At 49.8% G+C, this 14,614-nt stretch carries 15 protein-coding genes; 13 read left to right on the top strand and 2 right to left on the bottom strand.

The genetic code is table 11. The features are described 5' to 3' along the window. Positions 1 to 11: 11 nt before the first annotated feature. From glyA to U6B65_01530, 8 genes are all read left to right on the top strand, one after another. The gene (gene glyA, locus U6B65_01565) at positions 12 to 1,268 is read left to right on the top strand and encodes a serine hydroxymethyltransferase (protein WRS28893.1); all 1,257 of its coding nucleotides are present in this window, start codon (positions 12 to 14) and stop codon (positions 1,266 to 1,268) included. Positions 1,269 to 1,368: 100 nt separating this feature from the next. After that, positions 1,369 to 1,911: a rubrerythrin family protein gene (locus U6B65_01560; protein ID WRS27842.1), complete on the top strand. Its 543-nt coding sequence runs from the start codon at positions 1,369 to 1,371 to the stop codon at positions 1,909 to 1,911. Between the two features lie 143 nt (positions 1,912 to 2,054). Continuing rightward, the gene (locus tag U6B65_01555; protein ID WRS27841.1) at positions 2,055 to 2,570 is read left to right on the top strand and encodes a hypothetical protein; all 516 of its coding nucleotides are present in this window, start codon (positions 2,055 to 2,057) and stop codon (positions 2,568 to 2,570) included. Positions 2,571 to 2,717: 147 nt separating this feature from the next. Next, a complete protein-coding gene (locus U6B65_01550) occupies positions 2,718 to 4,055 on the top strand; it encodes an exopolysaccharide biosynthesis polyprenyl glycosylphosphotransferase (protein WRS27840.1) in 1,338 nt (445 codons plus the stop codon). Positions 4,056 to 4,177: 122 nt separating this feature from the next. Beyond that, positions 4,178 to 4,687 carry a ferritin family protein gene (locus tag U6B65_01545; GenBank protein WRS27839.1) on the top strand — a complete coding sequence of 170 codons (510 nt, stop codon included), beginning with the start codon at positions 4,178 to 4,180 and terminating at the stop codon, positions 4,685 to 4,687. Between the two features lie 44 nt (positions 4,688 to 4,731). After that, entirely contained in the window at positions 4,732 to 5,076 is a 345-nt protein-coding gene (locus tag U6B65_01540; GenBank protein ID WRS27838.1) for a cupin domain-containing protein, read from the top strand. Between the two features lie 44 nt (positions 5,077 to 5,120). Then, positions 5,121 to 5,531 carry a GNAT family N-acetyltransferase gene (locus tag U6B65_01535; protein WRS27837.1) on the top strand — a complete coding sequence of 137 codons (411 nt, stop codon included), beginning with the start codon at positions 5,121 to 5,123 and terminating at the stop codon, positions 5,529 to 5,531. Positions 5,532 to 5,988: 457 nt separating this feature from the next. Next, positions 5,989 to 6,330 (top strand): hypothetical protein, encoded by a 342-nt coding sequence (locus U6B65_01530; GenBank protein ID WRS27836.1) that lies wholly within the window; start codon positions 5,989 to 5,991, stop codon positions 6,328 to 6,330. 107 nt (positions 6,331 to 6,437) lie between these two features. Here U6B65_01530 and U6B65_01525 read toward each other — a convergent pair whose 3' ends face one another. Continuing rightward, positions 6,438 to 8,720, bottom strand: coding sequence for an extracellular solute-binding protein (locus tag U6B65_01525; GenBank protein WRS27835.1), 2,283 nt, complete (start codon positions 8,718 to 8,720; stop codon positions 6,438 to 6,440). A 331-nt stretch (positions 8,721 to 9,051) separates the two neighbouring features. Here U6B65_01525 and U6B65_01520 point away from each other — a divergent pair, with 331 nt between their 5' ends. Continuing rightward, positions 9,052 to 9,771, top strand: a complete 720-nt coding sequence (locus U6B65_01520; protein WRS27834.1) for a (4Fe-4S)-binding protein — start codon at positions 9,052 to 9,054, stop codon at positions 9,769 to 9,771. A 210-nt stretch (positions 9,772 to 9,981) separates the two neighbouring features. On the opposite strand, the gene U6B65_01515 is transcribed toward U6B65_01520, so the two are convergent. Beyond that, entirely contained in the window at positions 9,982 to 11,880 is a 1,899-nt protein-coding gene (locus U6B65_01515) for a M23 family metallopeptidase (protein ID WRS27833.1), read from the bottom strand. Between the two features lie 484 nt (positions 11,881 to 12,364). Here U6B65_01515 and U6B65_01510 point away from each other — a divergent pair, with 484 nt between their 5' ends. From U6B65_01510 to U6B65_01495, 4 genes are all read left to right on the top strand, one after another. Beyond that, on the top strand, positions 12,365 to 12,592 hold the full coding sequence (locus U6B65_01510; protein WRS27832.1) for a DeoR family transcriptional regulator: 228 nt from the start codon (positions 12,365 to 12,367) through the stop codon (positions 12,590 to 12,592). Beyond that, positions 12,565 to 13,131 (top strand): DeoR/GlpR family DNA-binding transcription regulator, encoded by a 567-nt coding sequence (locus U6B65_01505; GenBank protein WRS27831.1) that lies wholly within the window; start codon positions 12,565 to 12,567, stop codon positions 13,129 to 13,131. The genes U6B65_01510 and U6B65_01505 overlap by 28 nt, the downstream gene beginning before the upstream one ends. Positions 13,132 to 13,160: 29 nt before the next feature. Then, complete coding sequence (locus U6B65_01500) at positions 13,161 to 13,781, top strand: class II aldolase/adducin family protein (GenBank protein ID WRS27830.1); 621 nt, start codon at positions 13,161 to 13,163, stop codon at positions 13,779 to 13,781. 80 nt (positions 13,782 to 13,861) lie between these two features. After that, entirely contained in the window at positions 13,862 to 14,599 is a 738-nt protein-coding gene (locus tag U6B65_01495) for a nucleoside phosphorylase (protein ID WRS27829.1), read from the top strand. Positions 14,600 to 14,614 lie beyond the last annotated feature (15 nt).

Here is a 14,614-nt window from a genome sequence, read left to right as displayed (position 1 = left end):
GGGACGCCGCTATGTACAAGGATATGATGGATACTATTGGTTTTGTTGCCGACTATGATCAGGAACTGGGCCAAGCCATGAATGCAGAACTGGGCCGCCAGCGCCGGAATCTGGAGCTGATTGCCAGCGAAAATTTGGTTTCTCCTGCCGTTATGGCTGCCATGGGGACTGTGCTCACCAACAAATACGCCGAGGGTTATCCGGCCAAGCGCTATTATGGCGGCTGCGAGTGCGTGGATGTAGTGGAAAGACTGGCCATTGAAAGAGCCAAGAAGCTGTTTGGCTGCGGTTTTGCTAATGTACAGCCCCATTCCGGCTCTCAGGCCAATCAGGCTGTTTACCACGCCCTGATCGAGCATGGTGACACCGTTTTGGGCATGAGCCTCAGCGAAGGCGGCCACCTGACCCACGGCTCCCCTGTGAATTTCTCCGGCCGGAACTATCATTTTGTTTCCTACGGCGTGGATAGTGTCACTCACCGGATTAACTACGATGAGGTTCGCCGGATCGCTCTGGAAGTCAAGCCCAAAATGATCGTGGCCGGAGCCAGCGCTTATCCCCGTGAGATCGATTTTAAAACCTTTGCCGATATCGCCAAGGAGGTGGGTGCCTATCTGTTTGTGGATATGGCGCACATTGCCGGCCTTGTAGCGGCAGGCGTTCATATGAGCCCCATTCCTTATGCCCATGTAACCACCACCACAACCCATAAGACTCTGCGTGGCCCTCGGGGCGGCATGATTCTGTGCAACGATGAGGAAATCGCCAAGAAGATTGACAAGGCCATTTTCCCCGGCTGTCAGGGCGGCCCTCTGCTTCACACCATTGCAGCCAAGGCTGTCTGCTTTAAAGAAGGGCTGGAGCCTTCCTTTATCGAATACCAAAAAGCCGTTGTATCCAACATGAAGGCTCTCGCCGAAGCTCTCATCGCCAAAGGCTTTGATCTGGTTTCCGGCGGAACCGACAACCACTTGGGCTTGGTGGATCTGCGCAGCATGAGCATCACCGGCAAGGAACTGGAAAAGCGATTGGATGAAGTTTATATCACAGTCAATAAAAATTCCATCCCCAATGAGCCTCAGAGCCCCTTTGTAACCAGCGGCATCCGTGTGGGCACCGCCGCCGTCACCACTCGTGGCCTGCGGGAGGCTGATATGGCTGTTATCGCAGACTGCATTTACCGGGCTGCCACTGACTTTGAAGGCCAGGCGGACAGCATCCGTGCCGATGTAGAAGCCCTTTGCTCTAAATATCCTCTGTATGAGTAATCCTACCTGATTCTTCCGTATATTCCCTTTCTCCATGCATAATTGGCGGGTATCGGCAAATCACTAATGTATACCACCAATTGCTGAGGAGGATTATCGGATGAAGGATTTCAAAGGTACAAAAACCGAAAAAAACCTAATGGATGCCCTGACCGGCGAATCCATGGCCAATGTGAAATACACCTTTTATGCCAGCCAGGCAAAGAAGGAAGGGTATGTCCAGATCAGTGACTTCTTTGCTGAAACCGCCCGCAATGAACACGCGCATGCTAAAATATGGTTCAAGCTGCTTCACGGTGGCTCGGTCGGCAACACCAATGCCAACTTGCTGGATGCCGCAGGCGGCGAAAACTATGAATGGACCACAATGTACAGCAATTATGCCAAGGTTGCCAGAGAAGAAGGCCTTGAAGAAATTGCCCAACTTTTTGAGCTGGTCGGCAACGTGGAAGAACATCACGAAAAGCGGTATCTTGCCCTGCTTCACAACATTGAAGAAGGCAAGGTCTTTAAGAGGGATCAGGAGCAGTTCTGGCTGTGCACAAACTGTGGGCATATCCATTATGCCAAAGAAGCCCCCGCCCTCTGCCCCACCTGCTCTCACCCTCAAGCTTACTTTGAGCTGAATCAGCAGAACTACTGATTTGTTTTGCCGCAAACCCGGAGGCTTCCCTCTCATAGTGCTTCCGGGTGCGATTTAGTGAAATTCGGCGTACCGCTGCCGCAAAGGCGGAACCTATGGCACCACTGCTTAAAATCGGTGCCAATGGTAAGAGGAAACGTTCTATGGAAATTGCAAAAATCTTACTTATAACTATTTTGGGTGCTGTTGCCATAGGGGTAATTGGCGGGCTGCTGGTCGGTAAGTATATTGTAAACCGCAAAAACAGAAAGCCTCTCCTCTCCCGCAAGGAGCTGATTCTTTATTGCACCTGTGTGCTTGTTGGGATTGCCTTAGTACTGACAGGGGTTTTCTATGCTCCTGCCGGCGAGGGCGATATGACCGATCCCAGTATGATGAATTCCGGCATGACAGGCGGCGAAATTTCCGAAGGCGAAATGGGTATCGATGTGGCTGTAGATGCTCAAGAGCCGCAGACCGATGATGCTCTTCCGCTTCCTGAAACGGCTGAGGATGAAAATGCTGACACGGAGGATGCGGGTGAAACGGCAGATGCTACCGAAAGCAGTGCAGCCTCTTCGGAAGCCGCTGACGCTCCGGCTGCTGCGGGTTCTATTAGAGGCGGCACAGCTGTGGCACGGGCATCCACCAAAGAAGCTACGGTTGTAGCCGTAGGCTAAGTTTTCAAAATACATACCTTTCTCCTGCTTCTTTTTTAAAGGGGCAGGAGTTTTTTTCTTATACGTTGTTTAATAACGGTGAATGTGATAAAATTGTAAGGTATAGATAAAACCTAAAAACAGAGGATCATACAAAGCGAGGACAGCATGCAAGAGAAGAACTTTTTCAAAAGAATCGTGATCTTTTTATCTGCTTTTGTTCTGTGGGGAGTCATGACAACCTGCTGGGCCTATGTATGGTATGAATTTTATGGGGATGACATTCTTCGCCCTTTTGGCTATAAAGGCAACTGGCTGGTTATCGCCGTATATGGCTTAATTTTGGTGGGGTTTGCCAATGTTTACGGTGTCTTTCGCGTCGGTTACTATAAGCGGGGCGATGTGATTTTTTCCGGCTTTTTGGTCACCGTTCTCACCAACGGTATTACTTATCTGCAAACCTGTCTGGTAGGGCGCCGGATCATGAACCCGGTTCCCTTTTTATTCATGACCATTGTGGATTTTCTAGTCGTATGGGTTTGGGGCGATGCGGCAGGCAAGCTGTATATCAGGCTGTATCCCCCACGCCAAATGCTAGTCATTTACGGCGAAAAGGATTCGGCCCGAAGCCTGATTCACAAAATGACTTCCCGCAGCGAAAGATACGATATATGCGAGGTAGTCAGCATTGAGGAAGGGCTTCCCACCATTTTTGAGCGCATCGATGGTTACAGTGCGGTCATTATCTGCGATGTCAAATCCATTCACCGCAACACCATCCTCAAGTATTGCTACAGCCGCTCCATTCGTGTTTACCTGACCCCGAAAATTTCCGATACCATTGTGGGCGGCGCCGATAAAATTCACCTATTTGATACCCCGCTGCTTTTGTGCCGCAACGGAGGGCTTTCCTTCGAGCAGCGACTGGTCAAGCGGGCTATTGATCTTATGGTAGCCTCTGTAGCTTTGATTGTCGCCTCCCCTTTTATGCTGCTGATATGCGCTGCCATCAAGCTTCATGACGGCGGGGATATTATCTACAGGCAAAAGAGGCTGACCCAAAACGGAAAAGTTTTTGAGATTTATAAATTCCGCAGTATGATTATGGACGCAGAGGGAGAATGCGGTGCACGCCTAGCCGAGCAGGACGATTGCCGCATCACCCCTGTCGGGAAATTTATTCGTAAAATTCGTTTTGATGAGCTGCCCCAGATTTTCAATATCCTGAAAGGCGATATGAGCCTTGTGGGCCCTCGGCCGGAGCGGCCCGAAATTGCTGTGGAATATGAAAAGATCATGCCCGAGTTCAGTTTCCGCCTTAAAGTCAAGGCGGGTCTGACCGGCTATGCGCAGGTTATGGGCAAATACAACACCACCCCTTACGACAAGCTGAAACTGGATTTGATGTACATAGAAGAATTTTCCATTTTGCAGGATATCAAGCTGATTTTGATGACCATTAAAATTCTCTTTAACCGGGATAGCACCGAGGGCATCAAGCGTTAGGCAAGGCCGCGCGGCCATCCTATATTGTGATGCGGCGACCTTTTTTAAAACAGTTTTCTCTGCTGCCAATAGTCTAAAAACCTTCTGCTCCACATACAAGTGAAGGGAGGAGGATTGATTTTATGGCAGCAATAGCATTCCAAGCCCCCACAGCTTATCCCACTCTACAGGGGCTGCAAAAAAACCAGCGGGATGGCCGCCTTCTCCTAAAGGCATACTGTGGCCGGAACTCTGAGATGACCACGATTTGCCAATATCAGTATCATCAGATCAAGGCCGCCATGCAATACCCCGATATAGCGGCCGCCTATCAGGGAATCATTCGGGTGGAGCTTGTGCACTTCCAGCTTTTGGGGCAGTGTATTAATCTGCTTGGTGTCAATCCCCAATACCGTATATTCTGCAACAACAAACCGGTTTTCTGGAACGGAAACTGTGTTTCGTATTGCTCCACTGTGCAGGGAATGCTGATGGCCGATATCGAAAATGAGCAGCAATCCATCACCCAATACCGGCAAATTTCCGAACAGGTCAGCGGTGTTCCGGTTCGGCAGCTTTTGGGGCGCATCATCGAAGATGAACACCTGCACCAGCAAATCTTTACCGATCTGTATAACCAGTATTTCTATTAATGTTGCTTCGATTCAACCCATAGAAAATGACAGGAGGAAAAACAATGATACGCAAAGCAAAGGATTTTCGACTGGAGCATCGGCAGATTGCCGGAGGGAACGGGGAGCTGGCTCTCCACCACAAGCTTTCCCCGGAGGAAAGCCTAGGAAAATGCAGAATCTGCGCTGAAATCATTTTGGAGCCCGGCCAAAGCATTGGGGAGCACCCCCACGAAATCGAGGCCGAAATTTACTACATGCTTTCTGGTGAGCTGGTCAGCATCAGCGAGGATAAAAGCGAAGAGCCCTTCTGCGCAGGCGATCTCATGTTCACCGGCGGCGGGAATAAGCATTCTGTCCGCAACGATTCCGATAAAGCCGCTGTTATGCTGGCTATTGTTATCTACTAAAAAGGAAGTCTGGGAATTGACCCCAATAAAAAGGAGCACACAAAATGGGATATACCATCGAACATAAACTGCCTACTCCCCATCAATGGATGAAGCTGCGAGCCAGTGTGGGATGGGCGGCCTTTGAGGATGAAGTGACACAAAAAAGCCTAGCGGCAACCAATTTTTGTGTCTGCGCCTTTGATGGAGATGAGCTGATTGGTATGGCCCGTGTTTTGGGTGATGATGTCATCTGCTTTTATATCGGCAACGTTATGGTCAGCCCGCACCGTCAGGGTGAGGGCATCGGCAAAGCCATTATGGATGAAATTATCGCTTATGTGGATGCTCATGCGGTGCCGGGAGCCATCGCCAGCCTGCTGGCTATTCGAGGCAAGGAGGATTTTTATCTCCCCTTCGGCTTTAAAAAGCGCCCGGACGATACCCATGGATGCGGCATGTCGAAATACTATTAACGGTTTAATGATGAAAATAGCGGGAAAGCCTAATTCTTTCCCGCTGAGGGTGTAGACAAAAGTCTACACCCTTTATGGGGGGCATCCAATACCCCCCATATCCCCCCCGGATTGCGCCGCTCCGGCGCAAAAAGTGGGATTCCTGCGTCGAAGTCAATTCGACTGCGGAAGAATTACGTATCAAAACCATGAGGTCTTTAAGCTAAAGGTGGTTATGTCTACAGTCTGAACGGGAAAGCATAGTGCTTTCCCGTTATTTTTTCAATTTATCTCTACTGAAAAAATTACCAGCGGCTTTTGCTGATTTCCGGCTCAAGATTGGGCAAATTTATATAAAGTCAATAAAAGCGTATTTGTTCACCCACTATGAGTGAAGCATGCTGATGCTCATACGGAAACCTGTTTTAAGCTGATTGACTGCAAGACCTTAATTTTATTTACAAAGGAGTACCTAGGTATGAAAAAATTCTATAAGCATTACACCTTGCTTCTGGCTGTTGTTCTGGCTGCCTGCCTCATGGTGGTTCCAGTATTAGCCGCCGAAAAAGCTTCTTCCAGCTCTTCTTCTAGTATGGCCAGCGCCGGCAGTGCCGTATCCAGTGCCAATAGCGCTGCATCCAGTGTCAGCAGTGCTGCAAGCAGTGTATCTACTGCCGCCGCCAGCGAAGCATCCGGTGTGACCAGCACCGCCCCCATCGCCGCACCTGAAACCGGTATGAATTCTTCCGCTATTCCCGGCCTTTTGGTGATTATGGCCGCCGGTGCTGTAAGCCTTGCTGTGATGAAGGAAAAGAAATAACTTCTTACGATTTTAACCAACAAAATCAATCCCTTGCTATATGTGTAAGCAGGCCAGCCTGCCGCCTATAGCAAGGGATTAATTGTTTTAAGGTGAACCTATGCCATTTATTCTGCCAGATAAAGGTTTAGCTTTTCTTCAAGGGCCGAAGCTGTTTCCTCTAGGCTGCGGCTTCCTTCGATATAAGGGGCCGTTTCGGTCAGGATCATTTCTTTGACCACTGCATTTTCTAAAACAGGAGTTGCAATGGCTTCGATTTCTTCCAGCTTCTGCTTCATATAAGCCGGCTCCGGCCAAATGACCTGCAATTCAAAGCTCCATTGCTCCCCGGTATCGGGATCGTTGTATCCAGAGGAGTAATAGATCCCATCATTCTCTGTGCTGTAGGGATTTTTTTGCGTTTGTTCCATTGCCGCAGTATTGACAGGCAATCCTTCATCAAAATCCACTGTCAGTACCTCGGGGGAAAGCACAGCCTCCAAAAATTGATAGGAAATTTCTTGCTGTTTAGTTCGGGCGTTGATTCCCAATATGGTTTTGGGTAAGTATACACCATTATTTCCGAACAGGATACTCAGTTCACCCTTACCTAAGCTTTTGATGGCCGCATTGGGCCCGGCAAGATCATCTGCCCCCATCAAATAACCGGTAGCGCCGGAAATAGCCTCGCCTTTCCAATAAATAGCCCCTTGGAGCAAACCTCCACGGCTAAAAATCTTTCCGGGTTCATCCGGCCCTATATCCTTGGCCATCTGCCCTAAAATTTCCAAATCCGAGCGAAATGCCTCGGAACGCAAAGTTCCATCCGATTCAAACCAATTCCTTGAGCAGACAGGGTAAAAGGTTTCCACCAAATCCTCACGGGTGAGACCGAAGTTCTTGTTTTGCTGAGAAGAAACCCAGCTATAAAGCTGCTTCAAATCGGTCAGAGTGCCTACTCCTTCACCAAGTATCACCGGGACTGCAAACTGGGCGGGAACGGCATATATTCCTTCTCCGCTGCCGCAGCTTTGAGCCGGCCCGCTGATAAGCTCATTGGAAGCCACCTTCTCCTTTACGAACTGGGAAATATCCATCAGCGCGCCTTTTTCTACATAGCTTTGCAGGGGCATGCCATCCAAAACCAGTATATCCGCCCCCTTGCCTGCCAACAGCTCGGTGGAAAGGCTGCGCAGGGCATCCGCTGTGGTCACACTGTCATCACCGGTCATGCCCACCTGATAAACCACCTTAACATCCGGGTTTTGCTTCTGGAACAGCCCTATAGCCTGCCGAATGGTCTTGTTTTCTGTAAGGGAATATACCTTCAGCTCGGTGGAAGGGACTGTGGGAACCGTTTCGTCATAGGTATAAAGGTATAGGTTTTCCTGGGCCCGCACCAAAAAACTGCCATCCTTGTTTGTATAAAGACCCGAAATTTGATTGGAGGGCATTCCCAGTGAATTGAGAGCGCCATCCACTACCTTTTCGGTAACAGAGCCATCCCCCAACACCCGGAAAATTCCTTCGGAATCGGCATACCAAAAAGCATCCTCTTGGGGATCACGGCAAATCACCCGTGAAGTACCGCCTCGCCCGGTAAAGAACACTTCTCGATTGCTTGAAGCGACACTGCCTAGCAAAATTTCGCCTGTGCTTTCACCTGTGCTGAGGTCATAAAGCTGAATACGGTCACCTGCGCATACCGCAAGGGTGTTATCATAGGTAAGATAAGCCCCTGTGCCATAGTTGGTGTATTCCAGCTCATAGGTTGCCTTTTCCTTGCCGGTTTGCGGGTCTGCCTGATAAAGGGTGAAGTAACCATCCCCTAGTAAATCCCCATTGGAAGCCACGGTCAAAGCCTGCGGCATAGAGCCTCCCACAGTGGTTGGCAATTTAAACTCCATGGGGGTGACTTGGGCTGCATCGGCACGTGCAAACCGTTCGGTCTCACGGAAAAGCTGATTCGCCTCTTCCTCCTTGTTTTGCTCATACAGGGAATTGATTTGCTCTTCCAGCTCTTCTGTCGATTCATAATAAAGGAGATAAATCTTATCCTCACTCTCGAAAAAAGCATCGTTTATTACATAGCTTTCCATCTGGTCCAGCCATGGATAAGATTTCTCCTGCCAAGTGGTTCCCCCATCTACCGACTGGTATACATACCAAGGGCCTAGAGTGTTAGCATCGGTTTTGTTGCAGAACAGCATATAGCTGCCATCGGCCAGCTGGTCAAAGCCCATAATGTAGCCTATACCCTCCGGCAGTTTCACAGCTTGCTCCATGTAGCGTCCCTTGGCTTGTCCCTCCTGCTCCGGCTGGCTGCTGGATGCTCCCTCGGAACCGCAGGCTGTCAGCAGCAGCACCATGGATAGCAGCACAGCATAAAGCCTTGTAAGATTTCCTTTCATAGCTTCCTCCCGCTCTTTATGTAATCTAATGAATCCAGTATAGCAGGAGAACCTCTAAAGTTACTGGAACGCCAAGGGAAAAAGCCTGCCCTTGACCTGCCCAAAAGAAAGGGGTACAATAAATAAAAGGCCAATATTTTAATAGAGGGTGCAGACAAAAGTCAATGCCCCTATAGCCCCCCGGATTGCGCCGCTCCGGCGTAAAAAGTGGGATTTCTGCGTCGAAATCTATTCGACTGCGGAAGAATTTACGAATCAATATGTTTGTTTACAGTCTGAATACTGAATTCGTTTTTCAGTCGCTCAATGAATTTTAAACAGGAGAGAAACTATGAATCAGCTCACACCCGAACAAATTACATCTGTAAAAGCCAAAGGCTTTTTGCGCAACCGGGGTACCGACCTTTTTTCAGGCCGGGTGGTGGTAGCCGGCGGCGTATACACCGCAGAACAGCTGACACAGATTGCTGAATGTGCCCGGCTTTATGGCAATGGCAAGGTTGCTTTTACCAGCCGCCTTTCCGCTGAAATTGTGGGTATTCCCTTTGATAACATTCCAAAGGCCTGCGATTATCTGAAAAAGCTGGGTTCCGGTCTGGCCTTTGGCGGAACCGGGGCCAAGGTTCGCCCCATCACAGCCTGTAAGGGCACCACCTGCGTTTTCGGCTGCTGCGATACCCAAGAGATAGCTGCCCAGCTTCATCAGCGGTATTACATTGGGTGGGATGCGGTCAAGCTGCCTCATAAATTCAAAATTGCAGTGGGTGGCTGCCCCAACAGCTGCATGAAACCCAGCCTCAATGATTTGGGCATCGAAGCCCGGCGCAAGCAAAAGGAGGTTCTGTTCCAGCTTTATGTTGGCGGAACATGGGGCCGCAAAACCCGCCCCGGGACCCCTCTTTCCCGCTTGGTAACCGATGAGGAGCTCTTCCCTATTGTGGATAAGCTGTTGGAATGGTTCCAGCAAAATGCTCCCACCAAGGAACGGCTGGGCGCCACCATTGACCGGGTGGGCATGGAATCATTGGAAAAAGCCCTATTCGGCCAATAATACGTATCTGCGCTGGAAGCGCCGGCAGAACGTATTGAACAACATCTCCACGGGCTGTGCCCGCTACCACATTTCATGGAGTCTATCAAAAAGTCTTTTCGACTTCTCGATGGAAGATTCGTATAAACTTCACTTTAAAACATCCCCGGGAGGAACCAGACTGGTTCTTCCCGGGGATGTTTGGCTATGAATTGCACTGCCGGCCGTTTCTCAACGATTGCCGATATAGTTGACCGGATTCATAATCTTGCCTTTGTAGCGAACCTCAAAGTGAACATGGTTGCCGGTGGCGTTTCCGGTACGGCCAACTCCGGCTATTACATCACCCTGATTGACATAGTCGCCAACCTCCACATTGATGCTGCTGTTATGAGCATAAAGGGTGCTATAACCGTTGCCGTGATCAATCATTACATGATAACCATAGGCATAGTTCTGGTATTTAACAGCGGTGACATAACCAGCAGCCGAAGCATAAACCGGTGTTCCCACCGGACGGGGAATATCCACGCCGGTGTGGCCATAGTAACCGTTGAGCCCCACTGTGATACGTCCGCCATTGGTGGGCCAAATAAAGCCCGAGCTGGAAACCTCGGTGCTGCCCGGCTCGTTAGACACACTGGGTGCCCTGCTGATAATGGCAGCGGGGTTGTTGGTTCCCACAATAACCCTTTCCTCCACAGCATCCCGCAAAACCTTTGTCTCCAGAATATCCCGGGAAATTTCAAGGCCATTGATGGTTGTGATTTCAGCTGTCACCTGCCGGACACCGCTAACCCCCTCCTTGGCAACCTCCCGGTAACCAATGGCATGGGTGCTGGATTTCACTTCCTCCACCGGGTAATCGAATTCTTCCCGGTAGGTGGTTTTGTAAATATTCTTGACCGACATAAAGGGCCGGGCCACGGCAATGCGTACCTCATCCCCCACCACAATCGTGGCATCGCCAAAGCCGGGGTTCATTTCCTTAAGCCGTGAATAAGGCACACCGGTTTTAGAAGCAATGCCGGTTGGGGTATCTCCATCCTGCACCAGGTAAATCTGCTCATGAGCCTCATAGGAATTGATCAGCTCGCCTATGGTTTCAAAAGGCACCACAGAAGCGGTGGGGTAAAGCCCTTCACGAACACTGACCTTCTTTTCAAATTCCATACGCTCGCCGGAACGGCCTGTGGCATGCTGCTGCCGAATCTCCACCAATGTCTGCAGCAGGGTTTCTTTATCGGTGACAGCACCTTGAAACACGTTGTTGATATACAGCCCATAGGCTTGCTCAATGGCATCGCCAGAGGCCATGATAACCCGGTCAACCATGGTTTTGGCAGGGGTGATCATATCCTCGCTGACTTCCTGCAAGGTAAACTTAGGCAGTTCATAACTGAGATTAAAGTTACCCGTATCAATAACACGGTTGGTAACCTGCTTCTCTACCGTGGTAAAATCCTGCTCCCGGCGAATGTATCCGATAATTTCGCCTTTGTATTCAACAGATAAGCCCATCAGGCGGCTTGTGGTATTGGAAACAGTGGTAATGAGAAACACCACCGCCACCACCGGTGCAACATGGTTGAAAACCGTGCGCAGAATTGTCCAGACAAAGTGCCATACCGATTCAATGAATTTGCTGTAAGCCCTCATAGGGGAATGATTGGCGGCACGGCAGGCCTCCGCCTCTGTTTTCATCAGGCTGTGTGCATCCCGAAGCTTGTCAATGGGGCTGGTGACAAGGCGGCTCAAACGCCCACTGAGCAGGTGCAGCCGTGCCTTTGTATGCCGCTGCCACCGGAAAAAAGCATTTTTTTGGTGCAACCAATAAAGCCGGGCCTGCCTGCGATACCGCAGCCCCCGCCTTAAAAGGGTGACCCCTAAAATATAAAGGTTCTTATAGATAAACAGCAAAGTAAAATCCCAAAGGCTTGGTTTAGCCTCTTTTTTCACCTTACGCCGAACTGTTACCTGACTGAGTCTGGGAGCCTCTTTGCTTTTTCCGCCCTTTTTGGGGGCACCTTTAGCTTTGGCGGATGGGTGTATCACCTTATCGGCAGAGGCAGGATCGATCGGCTTATCCGGTTTTTGGCCGGGCGTTTTCTTGGTTTTTTTATCAGCCAAGCGTTCCCCTCCTTATGTATAGTAGAATAATCGCTTCTATGTTTCTGCTCGCACAGGGTCGAAGAAAATTTGTGCCCTGCATCATAAATCATCGTAACAGACATTTCTTCAACATTCCTTAAGGGAAGGCTATTCAAGAAAGCCTTACATGAGGAATATTATACTAAAATCCGCCCAAAAAATCAACCAAAGCAAGGACTTGCCCTTTTTAGGATTGTTTTGCCAAAATGATCAAATATTCAAACCGCTTCAAAAGCCAAACTAAGTTTGCACTACACCTCAAAGCTTTGTGTTTTTTGCTGCAATTTCACCAAAACAATGAAAAGCAATTGACAAAGCCTTCAAAATGCCTCATTATAAAAACAGAAAAAGAAAGACAAACCCATAAAAACACAGATATCAACCTGCACAGCAAGAATAAACAGGTTTTATCGGGAATGTACGCTTTCTTGATTGCCTGCAATCTGATGATTGGGAGGATTCCATGCTAGCCATTGAACGCATTAACACGATTTTGCAAATTCTGGCCGAAAACGGGAGTGTTATGGTCAGCGATCTGAGCAAGCAGCTGGGTGTCAGCGAGGAAACTATTCGCCGGGATTTTGAAAAACTGGAAAAAGAAAAGCGAATTCGCCGGGTGCATGGCGGGGCTTATCCGCCGGCGGCTTTGAGAGGGATGTTCCGGTGGAATTGCGCCGCCGTTTTCTGGTAGAAGAAAAAAAGCGGATTGCCAAATATTGCAGCCATCTGATTGCAGACCGGGATAATATTATGCTGGATTGCAGCACCACTTCCCTTTTTATTGCCCGGGAAATAAAAAGCACCCGAAAAAGCGTGACTGTGATTACAAACTCGCTGGATATCATGAATGAGCTGATGAGCTGTGATTTTGTCCGAACCACCGGTATCGGCGGTACTCTGCGCAAAACCACCGGTTCCTTCTGCGGCCACGCCGCTTTGGAGGCTTTGGGCGGCTATTATGCGGACAAGGCCTTTATCAGCTGTTCGGCTCTTCATTTGAGCTTCGGTGCCACCGATAACCACGAAAGTGAAGCTCATATCCGGGCCCGGATGCTGGCCAATTCTCAAAACAAGTTTTTCGTGGTGGATAACACCAAATTTGATGCTGTTTCTGCCAATCATATCGTGGCTCTGGATGGGCTGGATTGTATTATTACCGATGCCCCGGTCAGCAAGCCCTGGCAGAGAGCACTGGATAAGCACTCCACCCGCTTGATCGTGGCAGATTAGACCCATTAAATTCATTATGAGGTGAAACAATGACTCTTTTACAAGCAAAGCAGGAAGTTTTGGATATGGCTGTCCGCTGCTACAAGGAAGCGCTGATGGCAGGCACCAGCGGCAATCTCAGCGTTCTCACCGATGACCAGAAGCTAGTCATTACCCCCAGCAGCGTAGATTATTCCACCATGACGGTGGAGGATATTATGGTCACCACACTGGATGGCGAAATTTTGGAAGGCCCTCATAAGCCATCCTCCGAGTGGCGGATGCACGCCCAGATTTATAAGAATCTGCCCCATCTGCGGGCGGTGGTGCACACCCACTCCCCCTATGCCACCAGCTTTGCCGTTATCAACCAGCCGGTTCCGGTGATTCTCATTGAGATGATGTACTTTTTAGGCGGCGATGTGCCTGTATCTGACTTTGCTCTCCCCGGCACCGATGATGTGGGCCGCAACGCAGTCAAAAGTCTAGCTGATCGCAATGCCTGCCTGATGCAGAATCACGGCGTTCTGGCTGTGGGTGAAACCCTGCAAAAAGCCTATATCCGGGCGGTTTATACCGAGGATGCAGCCAAAATTTGCCATATGGCCAAATGCATCGGCCAGCCGGTTCTCATTTCTCAGGAGCTGCAGGATAGAATGCTGAACCGCTAACGGCTCTATATCCAAGATGAAAATCTCAATTGATGCACAGAACGTTTTTGTGCCTGAATGTATGCGAAAGGAATGGTTTTATGAGCCAAAACAAGCTTCCCTGCCTACAGGTTAACCCCGGTGAGATTGCACCCCGGGTGATTACCTGCGGCGATCCCGCCCGAGCCGAGCGCATCTCCAAGCTACTGGAAAACCCGGTGTGCCTAGCCCAAAACCGTGAATACTGGACCTACAACGGCCTGCATAAGGGTGTGCCTGTCACGGTTTCCTCCCATGGGGTGGGCTGCGGCGGTGCCGCTATCACCTTTGAGAGCATGTGGCGTGCGGGAGCCAAGGTGATCATTCGTGTGGGCACCTGCGGCGGTATGCAGGATGGCATTGATGCCGGTTCTCTAATTATCGCCACCGCCGCCTGCCGTGAAGAGGGTGTAACCGAAAAAATGGTGCCCCTTTCTTACCCTGCCATCTGTGACCGTGAGGTCATCGGTGCGCTGGAAGCCTCCGCCAAGGAAAAAGGCCTTTCCACTCATGTGGGCATTGTGCTGACTCAGGCTCTCTTTTATCCCAGCCTGCTGGAATCCACCGTTAAGCTGTATGCCAAGGCCGGTATAAAGGCTATGGAAAACGAGGTTGCCAGCCTGCTGGTGGTTTCTTCCCTTCACGGGGTCAAGGCGGGTGCTATTCTGGCTGCCGATGCCAAAGCTTTTGAACTGGTTGGCGTGGAGGGCTACAAGCCCGATCCTTCGGTCATGAAAAAAGCCATTGACGATCAAATCAGCATTGCTCTGGATGCCATTATCAATGTCCCCATCGATTAAAATAAGGAGGCTGCC

Source organism: Oscillospiraceae bacterium MB08-C2-2, assembly GCA_035621215.1.
In the GTDB taxonomy this organism is placed as follows: domain Bacteria; phylum Bacillota; class Clostridia; order Oscillospirales; family Ruminococcaceae; genus WRAV01.
The sequence above is the reverse complement of the archived record's forward strand: the minus strand, read 5'-3'. Positions and strand labels throughout refer to the sequence as shown.

Coding starts and splice junctions, on each gene's coding strand:
- U6B65_01550 (WRS27840.1), top strand. CDS start 2,718: ATGCAAGAGAAGAACTTTTTCAAAAGAATCGTGATCTTTTTATCTGCT.
- U6B65_01540 (WRS27838.1), top strand. CDS start 4,732: ATGATACGCAAAGCAAAGGATTTTCGACTGGAGCATCGGCAGATTGCC.
- U6B65_01525 (WRS27835.1), bottom strand. CDS start 8,720: ATGAAAGGAAATCTTACAAGGCTTTATGCTGTGCTGCTATCCATGGTG.
- U6B65_01530 (WRS27836.1), top strand. CDS start 5,989: ATGAAAAAATTCTATAAGCATTACACCTTGCTTCTGGCTGTTGTTCTG.
- U6B65_01520 (WRS27834.1), top strand. CDS start 9,052: ATGAATCAGCTCACACCCGAACAAATTACATCTGTAAAAGCCAAAGGC.
- glyA (WRS28893.1), top strand. CDS start 12: ATGTACAAGGATATGATGGATACTATTGGTTTTGTTGCCGACTATGAT.
- U6B65_01555 (WRS27841.1), top strand. CDS start 2,055: ATGGAAATTGCAAAAATCTTACTTATAACTATTTTGGGTGCTGTTGCC.
- U6B65_01500 (WRS27830.1), top strand. CDS start 13,161: ATGACTCTTTTACAAGCAAAGCAGGAAGTTTTGGATATGGCTGTCCGC.
- U6B65_01495 (WRS27829.1), top strand. CDS start 13,862: ATGAGCCAAAACAAGCTTCCCTGCCTACAGGTTAACCCCGGTGAGATT.
- U6B65_01510 (WRS27832.1), top strand. CDS start 12,365: ATGCTAGCCATTGAACGCATTAACACGATTTTGCAAATTCTGGCCGAA.
- U6B65_01535 (WRS27837.1), top strand. CDS start 5,121: ATGGGATATACCATCGAACATAAACTGCCTACTCCCCATCAATGGATG.
- U6B65_01545 (WRS27839.1), top strand. CDS start 4,178: ATGGCAGCAATAGCATTCCAAGCCCCCACAGCTTATCCCACTCTACAG.
- U6B65_01560 (WRS27842.1), top strand. CDS start 1,369: ATGAAGGATTTCAAAGGTACAAAAACCGAAAAAAACCTAATGGATGCC.